At 67.4% G+C, this 17,841-nt stretch carries 12 protein-coding genes and 1 tRNA gene; 4 read left to right on the top strand and 9 right to left on the bottom strand.

All coding sequences use genetic code 11. The features are described from left to right. Positions 1 to 116 precede the first annotated feature (116 nt). Both ACI2LY_RS28615 and ACI2LY_RS28610 read left to right on the top strand, forming a co-directional pair. Entirely contained in the window at positions 117 to 1,100 is a 984-nt protein-coding gene (locus ACI2LY_RS28615; protein WP_393915780.1) for an aldo/keto reductase, read from the top strand. Then, positions 1,097 to 3,448, top strand: a complete 2,352-nt coding sequence (locus ACI2LY_RS28610; protein ID WP_404709661.1) for a helix-hairpin-helix domain-containing protein — start codon at positions 1,097 to 1,099, stop codon at positions 3,446 to 3,448. The genes ACI2LY_RS28615 and ACI2LY_RS28610 overlap by 4 nt, the downstream gene beginning before the upstream one ends. 58 nt (positions 3,449 to 3,506) lie before the next feature. Here ACI2LY_RS28610 and ACI2LY_RS28605 read toward each other — a convergent pair whose 3' ends face one another. After that, positions 3,507 to 4,208 carry a hypothetical protein gene (locus tag ACI2LY_RS28605; RefSeq protein WP_404709660.1) on the bottom strand — a complete coding sequence of 234 codons (702 nt, stop codon included), beginning with the start codon at positions 4,206 to 4,208 and terminating at the stop codon, positions 3,507 to 3,509. A 47-nt stretch (positions 4,209 to 4,255) separates the two neighbouring features. Between ACI2LY_RS28605 and ACI2LY_RS28600 the strand changes: the two genes are divergently transcribed. Next, positions 4,256 to 4,444 (top strand): DUF5703 family protein, encoded by a 189-nt coding sequence (locus ACI2LY_RS28600; RefSeq protein WP_093505037.1) that lies wholly within the window; start codon positions 4,256 to 4,258, stop codon positions 4,442 to 4,444. Between the two features lie 85 nt (positions 4,445 to 4,529). Here the strand turns inward: ACI2LY_RS28600 and ACI2LY_RS28595 are convergent, their stop codons facing one another. The 3 genes from ACI2LY_RS28595 to ACI2LY_RS28585 all read right to left on the bottom strand — a co-directional run bounded on the left by ACI2LY_RS28595 (position 4,530) and on the right by ACI2LY_RS28585 (position 7,343). Continuing rightward, positions 4,530 to 5,516, bottom strand: a complete 987-nt coding sequence (locus ACI2LY_RS28595) for a chaplin (RefSeq protein ID WP_404709659.1) — start codon at positions 5,514 to 5,516, stop codon at positions 4,530 to 4,532. 120 nt (positions 5,517 to 5,636) lie between these two features. After that, complete coding sequence (chpH, locus tag ACI2LY_RS28590) at positions 5,637 to 5,870, bottom strand: chaplin ChpH (protein ID WP_361657870.1); 234 nt, start codon at positions 5,868 to 5,870, stop codon at positions 5,637 to 5,639. 147 nt (positions 5,871 to 6,017) lie between these two features. Next, positions 6,018 to 7,343, bottom strand: coding sequence for a M20/M25/M40 family metallo-hydrolase (locus tag ACI2LY_RS28585; RefSeq protein ID WP_404709658.1), 1,326 nt, complete (start codon positions 7,341 to 7,343; stop codon positions 6,018 to 6,020). A 188-nt stretch (positions 7,344 to 7,531) separates the two neighbouring features. On the opposite strand from ACI2LY_RS28585, the gene ACI2LY_RS28580 reads away from it, so the two are divergent. Continuing rightward, positions 7,532 to 7,619: transfer RNA gene (locus tag ACI2LY_RS28580), tRNA-Leu, on the top strand. A 210-nt stretch (positions 7,620 to 7,829) separates the two neighbouring features. On the opposite strand, the gene ACI2LY_RS28575 is transcribed toward ACI2LY_RS28580, so the two are convergent. The 5 genes from ACI2LY_RS28575 to ACI2LY_RS28555 form a co-directional block, all read right to left on the bottom strand. After that, complete coding sequence (locus ACI2LY_RS28575; protein ID WP_404709657.1) at positions 7,830 to 9,599, bottom strand: hypothetical protein; 1,770 nt, start codon at positions 9,597 to 9,599, stop codon at positions 7,830 to 7,832. 103 nt (positions 9,600 to 9,702) lie between these two features. Further along, on the bottom strand, positions 9,703 to 10,839 hold the full coding sequence (locus tag ACI2LY_RS28570; protein WP_404709656.1) for a hypothetical protein: 1,137 nt from the start codon (positions 10,837 to 10,839) through the stop codon (positions 9,703 to 9,705). Then, positions 10,832 to 15,304 (bottom strand): hypothetical protein, encoded by a 4,473-nt coding sequence (locus tag ACI2LY_RS28565; RefSeq protein WP_404709655.1) that lies wholly within the window; start codon positions 15,302 to 15,304, stop codon positions 10,832 to 10,834. Before ACI2LY_RS28565 ends, ACI2LY_RS28570 begins: the two co-directional genes overlap by 8 nt. Further along, positions 15,297 to 16,130: a hypothetical protein gene (locus ACI2LY_RS28560; RefSeq protein WP_404709654.1), complete on the bottom strand. Its 834-nt coding sequence runs from the start codon at positions 16,128 to 16,130 to the stop codon at positions 15,297 to 15,299. Before ACI2LY_RS28560 ends, ACI2LY_RS28565 begins: the two co-directional genes overlap by 8 nt. After that, positions 16,127 to 17,674 (bottom strand): hypothetical protein, encoded by a 1,548-nt coding sequence (locus ACI2LY_RS28555; RefSeq protein WP_404709653.1) that lies wholly within the window; start codon positions 17,672 to 17,674, stop codon positions 16,127 to 16,129. Before ACI2LY_RS28555 ends, ACI2LY_RS28560 begins: the two co-directional genes overlap by 4 nt. Positions 17,675 to 17,841: the final 167 nt, after the last annotated feature.

Raw genomic sequence — 17,841 nt, 5'->3', positions numbered from 1 at the left:
CCGCGCGGCCCACCCCGCCTGCGCTGTTCCCGTGGGTCTCGTGGCCGTGTCTCGTGGCCGGTTCCGTTGTCCACAGGCAACCCACGGCAGCAGCTCTGGCCAGTAATCTCGCGCACATGGAGCAGAGGCATCTCGGCCGTACCGGCCTGCGCGTGTCCCGGATCGGACTCGGCACCCTCACCTGGGGCCGGGACACCGAGGAGCACGACGCCGCGGACATGCTGAAGGCGTTCTGGGAAGCGGGCGGCACCCTGGTCGACACCGCGGACGTGTACGGCGACGGGGCGGCCGAGTACCTGCTCGGGCAGTTGACGGACTCCCTGGTGCCCCGCGAGGACCTGGTGATCTCCACCAAGGCGGGCAGCGTGCCCGACCCCGAGCGCCCGGCCGACGGTTCCCGTGGGCATCTGCTCGCCGCTCTCGACGCATCCCTGGAGCGGCTGGGGACCGACCATGTCGACCTGTGGCACATCCACTGCCACGACCCCGACACCCCGCTGGAGGAGACGCTCCAGGCGCTGGACCTGGCCGTGAGCACCGGGCGCGCCCGGTACGCGGGGGTGTCCAACTTCTGCGGCTGGCAGCTGGCCAAGGCGGCCACCTGGCAGCTGGCCGCGCCGGGCACCCGCACCCGGCTGGCCGGGACGCAGCTGGAGTACTCCCTGCTCCAGCGGGGCGCCGAGCGCGAGGTGCTGCCCGCCGCGCTGGACCTCGGGGTCGGTCTGCTGCCCTCCTCGCCGCTGGGGCGGGGGGTGCTGACGGGGAAGTACCGGGGTGGCGTGCCGTCCGACTCGCGCGGCGCCTCCGAGCACATGGCGCCCTTCGTCGAGCCGTACCTCGACGACACCGCGAGCCGGATCGTGGACGCGGTGACCACGGCCGCCGACGGGCTCGCCGTCACCCCGCTCCAGGTGGCGCTGGCCTGGGTCCGGGACCGGCCCGGGGTGACCGCCCCCGTCGTGGGCGCCCGTAACGCGCGCCAGCTCGCGGCGGCGTTGTCGGTGGAGGCGCTTAGTCTTCCTGACGAGATCTGCCGGGCGCTGGACGATGTGTCGGCCCCCGTGCACCGCTACCCCGATCACGACTGGAGCACCCTGTGACCACGGAGCAGACGCCTGCCGGCGACTCGGAGGGGAGCGCCTCCGGCGGAGCGGCGGAAGTCCAGACCGGGGCCGACGCCGACCGGGCACCGTCCGCCAAGGCCGCCGAGGGCGGGGACGGCAGGGCTGACGTGCCCACAGGCGGAGTAGAGCCCGATGACCCGACGGCCGGGGCAGCCGACGGCGGCCGGGACGGCGCAGGTGCGTCAGCCGCCGAAGGCTCGGACGCGGCGGCCGAGGCCGAGGACGGCGGAGCCGACGCGGACGCCGACGGCAGGACGACCGGGGACGGGGACAGCGCCGGTGCGTCGGACCAGTCGCCGTCAGCCGAAGGCGCCGTCGCGCCCTCCGAGGCCGAGGCGGAGTTGGCTGCTCAGCGGGTTGAGCGGGAGCGGATTGCTCGGCGTAGGGCGGAGCGGCAGGGGCCTGTGGCGAGTGGGGGGAAGCTGAGCGGGACGGCGGCCGATCTGTTGGCCGCCGTGCGGGCGGTGGAGAGCGGGGAGAAGCCGGTCGCGCCCGCGTTCGTGGAGCCCGCTCCGGCGCCGCGGCGCCCCGCGCCCGAGCCCGAGCGGCGTCCGCAGCCCGTGCGGGCGGCGCCCGCGCCGGACGCGGAGGCCGTGGGCGCCGTACGCGCGGTGCTCATCGAGGGCGGTGCGCCGGAGACGCTGGCACCCCAGGTGGCCGCCGCGCTGGGTGACGACGCGGAGGACACGCTGCGCGCCGACCCCTGGCAACTGCTGCGGGTCGCGGGTGTGCGGCCGGAGCAGGCCGACGGTTTCGCGCGGGCCCTGCTGGGCGCGGAGTGCCGTCCGGACGACGAGCGGCGCGGGCGCGCGCTGACGGTGTGGCTGCTGGAGCAGGCCGCGCTGGCCGGGCACACCGCGCTGGACCTCCCGGCGCTCATCGAGGCCCTCGGGAAGCGGGCGGTGCCGGACCCGGACGAGGCCGTGCAGAGCGCGCTCGCCGAGGGTGACGCGCTGGTCTTCCAGGACGCCCTGGAGGAGCCCGGAGCCCAGCCCGCGCCCCGAGCGACGGATGGCGACGACGAGGCAGCGGAGGTGCCGGTCCGCGTCCTGGCCGGTCTGGAGCGGTACGCGCTCGCCGAGGAGAGCCTCGCGGACGCGCTGGCCCGGCTGGTCAACTCGGTGCCCAAGGAGACCGAGGAGCCCTGGGAGGCGGCCGTGGCCGCGCTGTCCAGGGGCGCGGCCGACCTGGCCCGCCAGGTCGCCGGGCACGGCCTGGTGCTGCACACCGGCGGCGAGGCGGCGCGCGCCGAACCCGCCGCGCTGCTCGGCGCCGCCCGCACGGCGGGCCTGCGCGCGTTCGCGGTCTGCCACACCCCCGACGGCGCCCGCCGCTTCGCCGCGCAGCTGGGCGAGGAACCCGGCACGGGCGCGGTGGGCACGGTCGCGGGCCTGCTGTCCGGCGCGTCGGGCCCCGGCCGGGACGCGGAGGGCGCGCTGGCCCTCGACCTGCTGATCGTGCTGGACGCGCCCCAGCTGGACGTGGAGGGCGCCGCGATGGTGGCCGAGTCGCTGCCGGACGGGGCCCGCCTCGTCCTCAGCGGTGACCCGGCGGTGCTGTGGTCGGCCGGTCCCGGCCGGGTCTTCGCCGACCTGCTCGCCGTGCCCGCCTGCCCGCAGGTCGCCTCCCGCGTGCCCGATCCCGGCCCGCTCGGCGAGCTGGTCTCGGGCATCGGGGTGGGTGAGCTGAACCAGGTCGAGGCGCCCGGCAAGGAGATCGTGATCGTCCCGGTGCGGGACGCGGGCGAGGCGGTGCACCGTACGGCGCAGCTGGTGGCGGACTCGGTGCCGCGCGCGTTCGGGGTCCCGCCGGAGGAGACGGTGGTGATCACTCCGGGGCACGGGGGCGCCGCGGGCACCCGTGCGCTCAACACGGTCCTGAAGGAGCGGCTGAACCCCGGCCCCGGCCGGTTCGGCGGCTTCGATCCCGGCGACCGGATCGTGCACTCCCCCGCGCCGGGCCGTTCGGTGCCGGGCCGCGTGGTGGGGGCCGACGCGGAGGGGCTGCGGCTGGAGTGCGCGGGCGTGCCCGTGGTGGTGCCCAGGGAACTGGTGGAGAGCCGGGTGCGGCACGGCTGGGCGCTGACCGCGCACCAGGCGGTGGGCGGCCGCTGGGCCGCCGCCGTGGTGGTGCTGCCGGGTGACGCGGCGGGCGTGCTGACCAGGCCGTGGGTGTACACCGCGTTCGGCCGGGCGGAGCGGCACCTGTCCGTGGTGCACGGGGTGGAGCAGGCGCTGCCGCAGGCGGTGGCGGAGCGCGTGGCCAAGCCGCGTACGACCCGGCTGCGGACCCTGCTGCGGGTGCAGCTCCCTCCGGCGGGCTGAGCCCGGAAACACGGCGGTGCCCGTACCGGAACACTCCGGTACGGGCACCGTCGTTCGCTCACCGGTCGCGGTCGAGCGGCTCCAGATCGTCGTCGGCCGACACGTCCAGGGTCTGGTGCGACTCGGCAGGCTCGTCGGGATCGTCGCTGTCGTCCCGGTCGAAGACCGCGCTGACGTCGAAGCGGCAGATCACCTGCTGCGGGTCGGCCTCCTCGAAGGGGGCCTCCAGCCATTCGCCGGGCTCGGCCGCCTCCTCCGCCGCGCTGACCCAGAGCGTGGAGTCGCCCTCCGCGAGACCGAACTCACGGTGCCGGGACGCGATCTCGTCCGGCTCGAACTCGCCGAACAGGATGCCGAGCGCGCCGGGGACGGTGCTCGCGGTGTCGTCGTCGGTGAGGGTGTCCTCGAACTCCGCGGCCTCCACCCGCTGGGCCTGGGCCAGCAGCCGCTGGGGTTCCGCCACGGTGTAGTCGCGGCGGATCAGGACGCTGACGGCATGGGGGTCCTCGGGGCCCGCGTACGGCGGCAGCGAGTCGTCGGCGCCGGGGATCTCGAAGGGGGTGACCTCGTCGTAGCGGTCGTAGAGCAGCTCGTCGTACACCTCGCCGGCCGCCGCAAGCTGATTGAACGCCTCGTGGACGGCCGGGTCGTCGTCACCCGTCCTGCGTTCGACGGCCGCCAGGTGGCGGTCGAGCGCGGTCTTGACCGCCTCGGCGGCGGCGCGTACCTCGGCAGCGGTGGGCTGCGCAGCATCAGACATAGTGCAGACGCTATCCGTACCGGGCACCAGCCCGCACAATAGATGCGATGCCGGAATACGAATTTGTCGACGTGTACGTCCCGCGCGGGGTGTCCCGCAACGAGGCGACGCGTCTCCTCACGGACCATGCCGAGTACGGACACTGGGAGTTGGACCGACTGAGCCTGATGCGCGATGGCAGCCGCAGGGTGCGGTTGCGCCGACGGATCATCCGCCAGGTGCGTGCCACGTGGTGAGGACGGGCGAGCGGACAGACTGATCGGAGCGGGCCCCGCCGGGACACGGCAGGGGCCCGCTCCGTCTTTCGGGTCACCCCTGGGATCAGGCCGCGTTCCGGGCCTTGCGGTACAGCACCGCGCCCGCGAGGACCGCGCCCGCGCCGGCCGACAGGGCGAGGCCCAGCGGCAGGTCACCACCGGTGTGGGCGAGCTGGCCGCCTGCGGCGTGGCCGCCGGACCCCTGGTGGCCCACCTGAGCGGCCCCCTGCGGGCGGCCACCGCCGGTGGAGGGGGTGGTGGGGGTGCTGGGTGCGGTCGGGGTGTGGGGCTGGGCCGGGGTGCCGGGGTTGCCCGGCTGGGTCGGGGTGCCGGGAGCGCTGGGGTTGCCCGGCTGACCGGGGTTGCCCGGAGTACCGGGGTTCCCAGGGGTGCCCGGACCTCCGGGGGTGCCCGGATTCCCGGGCTGGCCGGGGTTTCCAGGGTGACCGGGGTGGTGCCCGTGGTGTCCGGGCGGGCACGAGTCCCCGCCGTGACCGGGATGCCCAGGCACACCGGGGTAACCAGGAATTCCAGGCGTCCCCGGATTCCCAGGCATCCCCGGATTCCCGGGCTGGCCCGGGTTACCAGGCGTCCCCGGCGGATTGTGCTGGTCGCGGCCCTGGCCGCCGTTCCCGCACTGGTTGCCCCCCGCCGGATTCCCCACGCCGATGACATCGACGCTGTTGCCGCACAGGTTGAGCGGGATGTCGACCGGGGCCTGGACGGTGTTGCCGGAGCCGACGCCCGGTGAGTCGGTGGTGCGTCCACCGGCGTGCGCGCCCCCTGGAGCGCCCCCGGGGCCGCCCCCCGCGCCGTTGCCGCAGGCGTTGCCCACGGACGGGTTGAGCAGTCCGACGACGTCGACGGTGTTGCCGCAGGCGTTCACCGGTACGTGGACCGGGGCCTGCACGGTGTTGCCGGACAGTACGCCGGGCGAGCGGGCGGCGGAGCCTGCCGCGCCCGAGTCGGCGTGTGCGTATCCACTGGCGGCGGCGATCACTCCGGTCGCGGCCGCCATGGTCATCAGGCCCTTACGGGTGCCCTGTCGCATGTGCTGATCCCCCCTGGGATTTCCTGCTTCGACTGGTCGCGAAAACCGGTCGGCCCCGGAGCGCATGACGCGCGCTCCGGGGCCGACGGTTCGCTGAAAACGCCCCTCGAACAGCTGACGTCAGTCGTTGACGCAGGTGTTGCCGAAGGCGGGGTTCAGGAGCCCGATCACGTTGACCGTGTTGCCGCAGACGTTCACCGGAACGTGCACCGGCACCTGGACGACGTTGCCGGACAGGACACCGGGCGAACCGACGGCCGCACCGTTGGCACCCGCGTCGGCGGCGGCCATGCCCGCGCCCGCGAGAACGAGTCCACCGGTGGCAACCGCGGCAGCGACGACCTTCTTGATCATTATTCCTCCTAGTTGGAAACACGGCCCCAAGGTGCGGGGTCACATCACGGGTAACGAGGAGGAAGTAATCGGGCTACGAGCTTATCGGCGCATTCACTCTTCTCAGTCGATCTCGTACGCCTGCCTGATTACCCCTGGCCGGGGGCGTCAGGAGGCGTCGATGAACCGGTCGAGCACCCGCACGCCGAACTGGAGCCCGTCCACCGGGACCCGCTCGTCCACGCCGTGGAACATCCCGGCGAAGTCCAGCTCCGGCGGCAGCTTGAGCGGCGCGAAGCCGAAGCCGCGGATGCCGAGGTCGTCGAACGACTTGGCGTCCGTACCGCCGGAGAGCATGTACGGCACAGCGCGCGCGATCGGGTCCTCGGCCAGCAGCGCGGACTGCATGGCCTCCACGAGGGCTCCGTCGAAGCTGGTCTCGACGGCCTTGTCCGCGTGGACGTCCGAGCGGCGGACGTTCGGGCCGAGCAGCCGGTCGAGGTCGGTGAGGAACTCCTCCTCGTGGCCCGGCAGGAAGCGGCCGTCGATGTGCGCGGTGGCCTCGCCGGGGATGACGTTGACCTTGTAACCGGCGTTCAGCTGGGTGGGGTTGGCGGTGTTGCTGAGGGTGGCGCCGATGAGCTTGGCGATGCCGCCGAGCTTGGCGAGCGTCGACTCCATGTCCTCGGGGTCGAGTTCGGTGCCGAGCGCGTCGCCGAGTTCGTCCAGGAAGGCGCGGGTGGTCTTGGTGACCCGTACCGGGAACTTGTGGCGGCCGACGCGGGCGACCGCCTCGGACAGCTCGGTGATGGCGTTGTCGCGGTGGATCATCGAGCCGTGCCCGGCGGTACCGGCCACGCTCAGCTTCATCCAGTGCATGCCCTTCTCGGCCGTCTGGATCAGATAGAGCCTGCGCTGCTCGTTCACCGTGAAGGAGAAGCCGCCGACCTCGCTGATGGCCTCGGTGACGCCCTCGAACAGCTCGGGGTGGTTGTCGACCAGGTACCGGGCGCCGTAGGTGCCGCCCGCCTCCTCGTCGGCGAGGAAGGCGACGACGATGTCGCGCGGCGGCTTGCGCCCGCTGCGCAGCCGGTCGCGCACGACGGCCAGCGTCATCGCGTCCATGTCCTTCATGTCGACGGCCCCGCGCCCCCACACGCACCCGTCGGCGACCTCACCGGCGAAGGGGTCGTGGGTCCAGTCGTCCGCGTTGGCCGGTACGACGTCGAGGTGGCCGTGGATCAGCAGGGCCGGCCGGGACGGGTCCTCGCCCTCGATGCGGGCGACGGTGGACGCGCGCCCCGGATGCGACTCGAAGATCTTCGGCTCGAGCCCGACCTCGGCGAGCTTCCCGGCGACGTACTCGGCGGCGGCGCGCTCGCCGGGGCCGGAGTGGTCGCCGTAGTTGCTGGTGTCGAACCGGATCAGCTCGCGGCAGAGGTCCACGACCTCGTTCTCACCGGTGACGCCCTTGGCCGTGTCCGTCTCAGTCACGCTGCTTCCTCCCGCTGTCACTGCTGGTGGGTCACCCCCATCCTCCCCCTGCCCGACCCGTTCGCGTCCACCCCGCCACAGGGCGTTCACACAGCGGGGACCGGGACCGGGGGGTGATCGGACACCCCCGAAAGCCTGGTAATGTTTCCTTCGTCGCCGCGGGGAACACCCCGCACGACAGACACCTTGTCCGGGTGGCGGAATGGCAGACGCGCTAGCTTGAGGTGCTAGTGCCCTTTATCGGGCGTGGGGGTTCAAGTCCCCCCTCGGACACCAGCGAAGGACCCCTGGCCACCAGGGGTCCTTTCATTTTCCGTTTCAAGTGACCGACAGCTGCGCCAGTCGCCTTCGTCCGTGAGCCGGACCGCCGGAAGACAACGAGGGCTGCCCGCGGCCAAGACAGCTCGGGCTTGTCTTATCCCGGCTTGTTTACGCCCCGCGACTGCAACGACGCCTCCTGCGCGCGCCAGCCGGAAACGGCATGAGTCAGTCGGAATCGGGAGCGAGGCTTCTCCTCACGCGCAAGTAAGCGTCCCTCGATGCGACCGTGGCCGGATGGCCCTTTCCGAGAGCTCTGCTGCGCAGCCTTCTCGCGTCGCGGTAGCAGATGAGGGCCTCACGGGCTGCATAGCCTGTGGCCTCCAATGCCTCGCCAAGCAAATGCCTGGTCTCCAGAGTCTCGGGGTCAAGCTCTCCCATCGCGCTGCACTGAGCCCGCCAGACCTGCCTGGCGCGCTCAGCGGCAGCCCCCGGGAGCCGACAGCGGAGCTCGAGCCGGGCGAGGAGGCTGCCAGTACGCAAAGTTTCCCGATCATGTTCGCCCAGCCACGCCGCTTGCTGACGTTCAAGGCCTTCCGCCATGAGGCGAGCCGCTGCGGGATCAAGCATGCCGAAAAGACGGGTCGCCACGAAACTGTCGGACAGCGTACGGCGATCATGGGGTCCTCGCCGGCCTGTCTCCGCAGTCACCGCCCGTACAGCGCACTCGAAGGCTTTGCGAATGTCACCGACTCCCTCGTACGCCTGAGCCAAGTGCCGATCGACCTGCGCTTCCCATGATTCTCCGCAGCCTGCTCCCCATGTGGCACGGAAGTGCTTCAGTCGTTCGATGGCAGTGTCGTAGTGGTGATTTCTCAGGTGGACTCTGATCAGGTCGGTCATCGCCCAGCGACCTTCGACTGTGACGATCCGGCTGGGTCCAAGCGCCAACATGTGCCGCGCCGCCAGGTCGGCTGCGAAGCTGTGGACCGGCTCTTGATCTTCGGCTTCGAAAGCAATCACAAGGGATTCGAAAAGACGGTCAGCGCGAGTACGTGCTGGAGAGTCGGCGATCAGAAGCGAGACGAGACGCGGGAGATTGAGAAGCTCGACCGTCCCGGCGTCGCCGAAGCGAAGCAAGCCACGTCGAGCCAAAACCTCAAGCGCTTCCACGAAGAGTGCAACCGGAAGGTGGGCGTTGCTCGACATCTGACCTGGAACCATGTGCACGACTCGACCGAGGCAGCGAGTCGGAAAAACTGGAGAACCGATCAGTGAAAGGGCAAGTAACAGGTCTTGAGCGAATTGCCATTCGGGGTGCAGCGCTACCACTGCGGCTCTGATCCGGTCGACAGGGGAGCAGAATTCGCCGCTCCGTAGCAACCTCAAAAGCTCCGCGTGGGACATCTCCAGCACTTGTCTTGCTGACAACTTACGCGACAGTGACTGGCCTACGTACGCCAGTGCTTCCGGCGAGTGGTCAAGCCGAGCGGCGAGCTGCTCGGCTTCTCGTTTCGACAGCCCCGGCTCATACCGGCCCAGCAGACGTACGGCATCGTGTTCCGTCAGCGCCGAGATAGTCAGCACAGACCCGACGCCCCTCCACGGCTCGACATCTGCGGAACAAGTGATCAGGATGTGGGTGCCCGCAGCGGGCAAAAGCCCAGACAACTGCTCTGGACTCGCTACGCCGTCCAGCACGAGAAGAGCGGGGCCGCCCATCTCCTGGAACCGCTCCTGGGCTTGAGCCACAGCAACAAGGTGTCCGACCTCGTCACTGCCGCCGAAGTCGATCCACTCAGCGGCGACGTAGTGACGCGGGTAGGTCCGGTGCAGATACTCAACAGCGGCTGCCGTGGCCCCTGAGCCAAGCACGCTGCGCAAGACCACCGGGCACAGCCCGTCGGCGGACCGCAGGCTCTGCGGAATTGCCTCTTCCAGCAGATGATCCCGGCCGACGAAGTCGGTGAGGCGCTCCGGCGGCACCGATCTGTTCACGCGCTCTCCTCGACCGCCGCCAGTTCCCCAGCGGGTCTGCTCTCGCCGTGTTCGGAGGTGACAGCTGTGTCTGACAACGAGCCAGCACCTCGTAGGTTGTGGGTCATTGCACGTCGCGATGCCATACTTGCGTGGTACTCAGGTGCCGCAGACCGACCCACTCCTGGGCCAGGCGCTCCCCGCTCATCAGCAGCTCGATCGCCCGCCCACGGTGCTGGTCTGGCAGCCACGCCGCGAGTTCCTCAGCCTGAGTAGCACTGAGTGGCTTCTCCTTCCCCGGCGAGGGCGTCCCGAGAGAGAAGAGGGCGTCGTACAGATTTTCGGCGGGCTGGACCTCGGGCAGCTTACTCTCTTCTGCTCTGGCGTTGGCGCCGATGGGAATGGCCAGACCGCTCGCGTCGACGTCTCCGAAATAGCGAATAACATCTACCTCATGCTTGGGAAGAATGCTGGCAACTGATCGGACAAAAGATTTTCCGATTCCCCATGCGAGGTGCTTGAGGCCATGATCGATGCCTTCAAGCGCTTCAGCCATGGACCAGCATGTCGTATGATTCTCCACTACCATCAAAATGTTACCGGAGTCCATGGACGCATAACCGGATTCCTCGGATCCACCGAAGTACCTCTCGGTGAGAAGTGGCGGCTGAGAGTCGCGAACGTTCAGCAACTTCCTGAGTTCCTCCCGGTCAGAGAAATAGGGGCCGAAGGAGAAGCTCCGGAAAGCCTTCTCGGGTTCCGGAAACCAGCGCGTGAACTTCGGCTTACCGAATATCTCCAAGGCTCGTTCGCACAGCGGTGCAGGGTGCGGTTCCGGATGGTTGAGCATCCACTCGTTTACCGCCGTGTACACCGCCTGATGACGGGGTCTCAATCGAGACCATCGATCGGCGAGCCAGCTGAGCGTCTCGACGAGTGGAGGCAGAGGCAACGGCGCTTCCTCAGGTTCCTGCTGCCGATAGATCAAGATGGCGAGGGGAAGCGCGACTCTTTCGCCGTCGTCGCGCCCGACCAATCGCAGGAGACCGTGGCCCTTCAGCCGGTTCAGGCAGTTCAGAAGCGCCTTCGGCTCATACTCCTGCTCCCCGCGCGGCTGATACACCGACCGGTACAGCTCCTTGACCGCGCCGATACCGAGCTTGTGACTCTTCGCCGTCTTACTTTTCCCATGTCCTGCGCGAGATCTCAAAGCGGTGACGAAATCCTGGTCGCGTGTCGAGAGGTGACCACTATCAGGCATGGCGGGGCTCGCTCCCCTGAGAGGGTAGCCGATAATAGCGGGCTGCCGAAATGGCCGAATAGGATTTCTCCTCGTTCCCGTCGTGACCTGAGAGCGATTCATCCAGTAGCCCGCTCATGGTCTCGTGCACTCTCAAGTACTGGCGATGTGCACGCAGGTCTGCCTCGTTACGCAGACGAACGACCAGAGGAAAGTTCTCCAGGACGGTCAGATCCTCCAGACCCGTAGTGAAGATCAGTTGGACGCCAAGGGCACCTGCCACGGCCTGTTGAAGACGGAGCAGGTACGTCGCAGAGGCCCGCCCGATCGGGTTGTCGAGGAAGAGAACGCCCGAGTGCCGGTGCGACGATCGTCCCCGTTCGTTAGCACGCAGAGCCGCCATGGTGCAGTACAGAACAATGGCTGTCGTGAGTACCTGACCTCCCGAGAACACGTCCTTGAGCTGAGACACCGGGACGCGCGTCTTGCGCAGCACCGCCTCCGGCTTCAAGATGCGGACCTTGAAGCCCCTGGTGCCCGCCGCGGCCGCCACACCGCGCAAGAGGAACGACGTCCCGTCTCGCTGCAGAGCACGACCCGCCACGATCTCAGCGGATGCCTCGTCAACGACGGCTGCGAGCCGATCGGTGAGTGCGTCACCCTTCGGGGCCTTGAAGGAGATCTGCAAAAACGTCTCACCCGACCAGTCGCCCAGTCCGTCTGGAAGCCGCGAAAGACGCTCGGCGCGACGCAGCGTCTTCAGAGCTTCCTCCACCTGCTGCGCCAGCTGCCTCACGATCGATCGACGGTGGCGGTCGATCGAGTTGAGGTCGATGTCGAGCGAGGACAACCGCTGCCGCAGTGCCGTCTCCCACTTGCCCGCCATGGCGGGCAAGTCAGCGCGCGGGGTTGCGAGAATGATGCTCTTGCTGGGCAGCTCCAGGTGAGCGTAGCGGTGATCAGCGGCGTGGCCAGCCAGTCTGTCGGCCTCTGTCCGTTCCTTCCGCCGGGCCTTTTCCGCGGCGTCTTTCGCCTGTTCGTGCGTGGAGTGCACTGCTTCGTGGCGTAGACGCGCTGCTCCTGGATCACCCTCGAAACCGGGTTCTCCCAAGATCGGTTCCGGGCCGGTGCCGGGACCGAGAACGCGGGTCAGATCTTGAAAGGCGTCGCTGCTGCGACGGATGCTCTCGTAGACCCGTTCGGCTCGCTCGAGGTGGTGCCGCAGTTCCTGTAGCACCCGTCGTGAGGTCTGTTGGTCTCTTTCCGCTTCAGTGATCAGGTGCATGGCCTCACTGAGGTGAGTCGGCTGCCGGTAGGGCGCCAGGACCACCGGCTCCGTTGGGGCGGTGAAGGCGTTTGCGTCCGCCCTGCGGGCCAGGGTGACGACACTCAAGTCGCTGAGCCGCTTCTTACAGACATCCACCGCGCGATGCGCCGCCTCGCGGGCAAGGGCCCGCGAGGCACTGTCCGCGCCATCCGGGCCGGCCAGCAGAGTTTTGGCGAGTTCACGGACATCGGACGTGAGGTCCTCGACCTCTTTCTCCGCCACCTTGAGCCGATCCCGGGCCAGTGCGGCTTTGGCCTTGAGGTCTTCGCCGACGGCTACCCGTAGGTACTCGTCAGCTGCCTCGTTGTAGGCGCGGCGCAGGACAGGCAGCGGGAGCTCGGAGGTGACCGAGCCGACAGCGGGCATCGAGTCGAGTGGCGGTAGCTCCGCGACCTCCAGCGCCAGCCGTTCGGCGGTGTTCTTCAGAACATCGGCAGCACGGCGAAGCGCTGCGGCCTCGTCGCGATGCGCCTGATTCCGAGTGGCGGCTTTCACGGCCACTTCCCGATCGGTCAGCGCTGCCTGCCGCGCGGCGGCTTCCGCCTCGTGGAGTCCTGGGAGCAGTGACTCACGAACCGAGAGGCGTTCAAGAAACCGCTCCGCCTCAGCGTGCCGTTCCTGGCGAGCCCGCTGAGGGGGAAGCGCCGTCTTTATTGCGACGCGTTCGGCGTTGAGTCGTTCGCACGATGCCGACATGGTGGCTAGGCGATCCGCAGCGGCTTCTGCTGCCGACTGATGTTCTCCGACCTGGGTCCGCAGGTACTCAAGGTGACCCGGTGGGCAGTCCTCACGCCATTGCGCGAGCCGGGAGGTGAGCCGGGAGGCGGCGTTCAACCGGCCAGTGGTCTCTGCCAGTCGATGTTGATGAAGTTCGTGTCGGTGCACCAGTCGGGAGCGTTCGGCGTCGGCCGCCCGTTCGTCGTACAACGCCGGGTGGACCGGAACCGCGAACGGGCTCTCGTCCGTGTCCAGTGGCGGAGAAGTGAGGTGCGCCCTGGTCCCTACCGCAATGTGACTCTGTGGCCACAATTCACTGGCCGCCAGAATGCGACGGGCGGTATCAAAGTGGTCGGAACGGTTGAGGATGATGCCTGTCGCAAGGCCCGGAGCCTGGCTGACGAGGGACTCCCTGCGTTCAACGTCGCTGATCGCTGCCAGGTACTCCCAGCCCGTCCAAGCTTGGATCCCCGCGTTCTCCAGAGCCTTGCACGCTTGAACGGCTTCAACAGAGGGCGGAAGCAGTTCCGTAGTCTCCAGTGCGCTCCGGGCCCGTTCATCTCCTGCCATCAGCAGGAGGATCTCGGCACGTGCGCTGTCCGCTTCCTGGTGTGCTTCAGCGAGCCTGGTAAGCAGGGCCTCGGTATCTGCTTCCAGATCCACCGCCTCCGGACCGAGCAATCCGGCGAAACCGGGGTCAGCAGCCAGCGTGTCAGTGCGTTTGCGTGCCTTGTCGTGCTCTTGCGTTGCTACGCGTAGCGCCTCGTTGGCTTTTGTCGCTTCAGCCTGATAGAGCAGCTGCTCCTTCACAGCGTTCTCGTGGTCTTCCTCCGCCTGGCTGAGGAGGTCTTCCAACTCAGTCGTCCGGGCCTTCGATACCACGAGCGCCCGGCGTGCTTGGTCTGTCGCTTGCCCGACGGAAAGACCATCCGGCAGGTGACCGTCGCGAACGGCAGTACGGATTTCATGGGTGATGGCGTCGATTTCCTGGCGCCGGTGGTTCGCGTCGGCGTCATGGGCCGCCGAGGTGGCGACAGCCGTGTTGTGCTCGGCCTGCGCCTGTCCAGCCCACACGTCCTGTTCTTTGGCAGAGTCCTCCTTGGTCACCGCGTCACGACGGGCCTGCTCACGTAGGGTCGTGAGTGCACTGGCGAGATGGCGAGCAGCCACGTCGCGGGCGGCAAGAGCTGGGCGGGCCGCTTCATGCGTGGCCGCGATGGTTTCTGCAAGTCGACGATCCTCGGTGGCGGCATCCTGATGGCTGAGCACCGCAGGTGTGGCCAGCCAGGCGCTTTTAGCCAGCTCCGCCCCTTGCAGTACTTCTCGCTGGTGCTGCTCCTCGGCTTCGGCCTCAGTCAAGCGCATGTGAGAGACGATCCTGCGCAACTCGGTGACGATGCCGGTCAGATTTTCGTGTCGCTCGTCCTCGCGACGAAGGTCGTCGCGGAGCTGGTCCCCTTCAGACTTGTGAACCGTCGCGCTTTCCAACTCCCTGGCCGCTCTGACGCGGATTCGCCGAAGCACATCGTTCAAGCGAGCTCCCGCCTCGTCACGCTCAGCTGCCGCTCTGAGCCACTCGTCACGGGCCAGAGCAAGCGGTTCCAGCGAAACGAGACAGCCGTTGACGAACTCCCTCTCTCGCTCCAGATCGGAACGGACTGACAACTTGTCCGCGTAGGTATTGACCAGGGCCGCTAGGTCCTCGGGAGGTTTCGGGGGGACGACAACCCGCAGCAAGAAGTTGACGAAAGCGCTGTCGTTACTGAACGAGAAGGCGTCGGCGGCGTCCCCCTCATCGGCGTTCATAGCCCGTTGGTACTGAAACAGCACAGGGTCTAGACCGAGGTCGGTGAGCCGGTCAGTCCACTGCCCTTGACGACGGAAGACGGCATACTCCATCGCCGGATCTGCATCGGACGCCTGATGCATCAGGTCACAGAACTCCGTCAACGGCCGGTAGCGACCCTCGCTGACGATTGGCAGGTTCCGCAAGCTGTTGTTGTCCGTCGGGCGGAAGTGATACCAGCGCTGTGTGAGTTGACTGTGGTCAGCGGAGGGCCGACCGTTACGCCAAGCGGATACCTTGCCCGTGATGAGCCTTCGGCCGCTTCTGGCATGTACCCACTCCAGGACGATGTGTGACACATCGCCTTCCAATACGAAGCTGTCGAGAGTGCGAGTGTTGCTGGTACCGACGGTCTGGCGCACTCCTGGCAGGACTACAGAGAAGATGAGTTTGATCAGGACGGACTTACCACCGCCGTTCTGAAGCTGCAAAACGCTCGCTGGCGACGGGCGTTGTACCGTGTTGGCCTCTCCGAAAAGCGTGTCGGAACGGCCCCGTACCGTACGGCCGGCGTCACCGAAGTCCAGAAGCACGTCCTCATAGCGCGCTGCCTCGGGGCCAACTGCCCGGAGCAGTACGCGGGAAAGCTCATACATCCGTTGTCTCTCCGTTCTGCGTTGACGGTGCTGTCGCCGCGCCGGAGCGCAAGGAGCCGGAAGCGTCGGTCATGGGGACGACGTTGAGTTTCAGGAGCTCATTGAACGCTTGCGTTGCGGCAAGTTCCCGTACCTGCAGCTGGTAGCGCGAGGTCGTCCGGTAGGCACCGTCCTTGGGATCACCGACAGCCGTCAGGAAGCCGCTCTCCGTGAGGAAGTTCAGTGCACGTCCCACCATGGCACGGGTCGAGTTCGGTGCTGCCCGGTCATCCTTGGTACGGGACGTCTCCGGGCGCCTTGTGTACGCGTGCCATACGGCTTCGAGTTCCGGGGTGTCAGAGGGGGTGTCAATACCCCCCTCGCTCTTGGCAACTCTCTCTTTGAGTAGCTGGCAGGCATCGCGGACGGTGGCATCGATCAAACCAGCGTCGACACGTCCGATGTATCCATCTTGCGCGAGATCCTGTGGGCGGGGGAAGGCAAGCGCCGCGACGGCGAGATGGATGATGCCGTGCAGCACCCGTTCGGTATCCCCACGCTCCCCTCGATATCGGGCCCTTTTGGCGTAATCATCGAGCTTTGTCTCAAATACCGAGCCCTCCAGTGCAGCAAGAGCAATGGAATCAGTGCCTCGCTCACTACCCAGCACTCTCAGTCCGAGACCGTTGCCGATACGGTCAGTGAGAAACCGGAATTCCGTATCGTTCCGGTAGCGCAGAGCGAGCTCCTTGTAGTCGTCATCCCGCGACGGCGTGACACGCGGTCGTAGACCGAAGGCGAGGAGGCGTGCTGCATCTTCTGCGTCGGTTGCGCTGCGACTTGTCATATTACGGGGAGCTCCTGTTGCGTATCCTGCTGGCCTTCGCGCTGTTCTGGAAATTCGGGTGCAGCCTCGGCTACCGCTGCATCCTGGGTGTCGGCCAAATCCAACGGTACGGCTGAGAGCAGTAGTTCGTCGCCGCCGAACTCGCTGTCTTCCAGTGCTCCTCCGGTGGGTACGGCGATCAACAGCCGCGGCGCCGCCCCCCGTACTGCATCGCCGACGGCAGGACTGAATGCTTGACCAGCGCGATGAAGGACTAGCCGGGCAACCTCGGGTCCGCTCGCTCGGGCTCGGTGCAGCAGAGAGCTGAGCGGCTCAGGTTGACCGCGCAGATCGAGCAATTCTTCGGCCTTATGAAATTGAGCTTCATTGAATGCTGCCGGGTCATCTGTCACCTTGAGTTCAGGCTCCGGCACCTCGGCACCTTGGACGGCCGGTTCCGGCGCCGACGCGAAGAGCCGTGACACGATGGAGGGCAGCCAGACGGCGTCGGGCACATCAGGGACATTGGCGCACCGAAAGTAGCCAGTGAGCGCCGGCAGGGCCTCACCGATCGTCAACATCAAGACAGGTGACAATAGTTGCCCAAAAATGTCGATGCTGGCTCGTCGAGGCGGTTCAGAGAACTGCTGACGATCCTGCTCCGAACGAAAGAGGTCACCGGCGGTCTGAAGTCGCTGCTGCAATTGCATGTGACGACTGATGCAGTCTCGTACGATCAACACCAAGTCGGCTGCACGCTGCTTGTGCCGGGGATGGGTAGTGGTGTCGCGTTGCTCGGTGATATGGTCAAGAATCGCGTTTTCCATCTCGTACCGTCGCTCAATGTGATCCAGAGCGGCGTTCAGTAGTCCGGGCATCTGGTGCTCCCAGTCGACAGTTCGCACATCACGTTCCGTCGCTTCCAACTGGCGGCGCAATGATTCGCCGTACTGCACGGTGCGATGTCGCGCTTGCTCGGCCGCCACCTTCGCGTCGTCGAGCCGCCCATGCTCAATAAGATGGCGAAGCTTGTGCTCGGCGGCGACTTGAGCAGACTCGACATCCGTATCGAGCGCACCTACGAGGACGTTGATGGCTTCGTCCGTAGTCCGCAATCGGATGCGCCCACGGTCGGCCCGTTCGACGATCAGCTTGAAATCGAAATCGAATCGTCCATAGCGTTCACGCTCTTCGTCGAATCGGCCAAATTTCCAGCTGAACCCACGGTCCACTGTTCCGACATTGATCAGCTTGTGCAGCACCCATTCCGCGACGTGCCGATACTCATCTTCACTTCTCCCCGGCTGCTGGACCGCAGCGAACCGGGCCGCCTGCATAACCACCTTGTCGGGGTCCGCACCCGAATCGAAGTCCATGGCAATGGTCACCAGGTCGATGACATGGAGGCCCATCTCTGCCATGTGGTAACCAGTGGCATCCCAATCAAGCTTGCCCTTGACGAAGTCGAGGGCCTGAAGGGGAGCGGTGCAGGCTAGAGCCTTGATGCGACGTACCAGACTCTCGTCCGGCATCGTCGCGTCGGTACCGTCATGCTCGTCTTGCATAGCTGTTGCCCCCTCACCTCGCCCAGCCCCCGAGGCGGACAGGGAGGTTCCGCACCACAGTAAATCGAACAGGTTTCCCTGCGCCGGGATAACCGGGAGTAGGACGGTACTACATCACTTGTGCGCGTTGCAGTGAGCAGTCCTCGTGAAGCCGTGCCAGACATCCA

It is taken from the genome of Streptomyces sp. NPDC002176 (assembly GCF_044903645.1).
Taxonomy (GTDB): domain Bacteria; phylum Actinomycetota; class Actinomycetes; order Streptomycetales; family Streptomycetaceae; genus Streptomyces.
The sequence above is the reverse complement of the archived record's forward strand: the minus strand, read 5'-3'. Positions and strand labels throughout refer to the sequence as shown.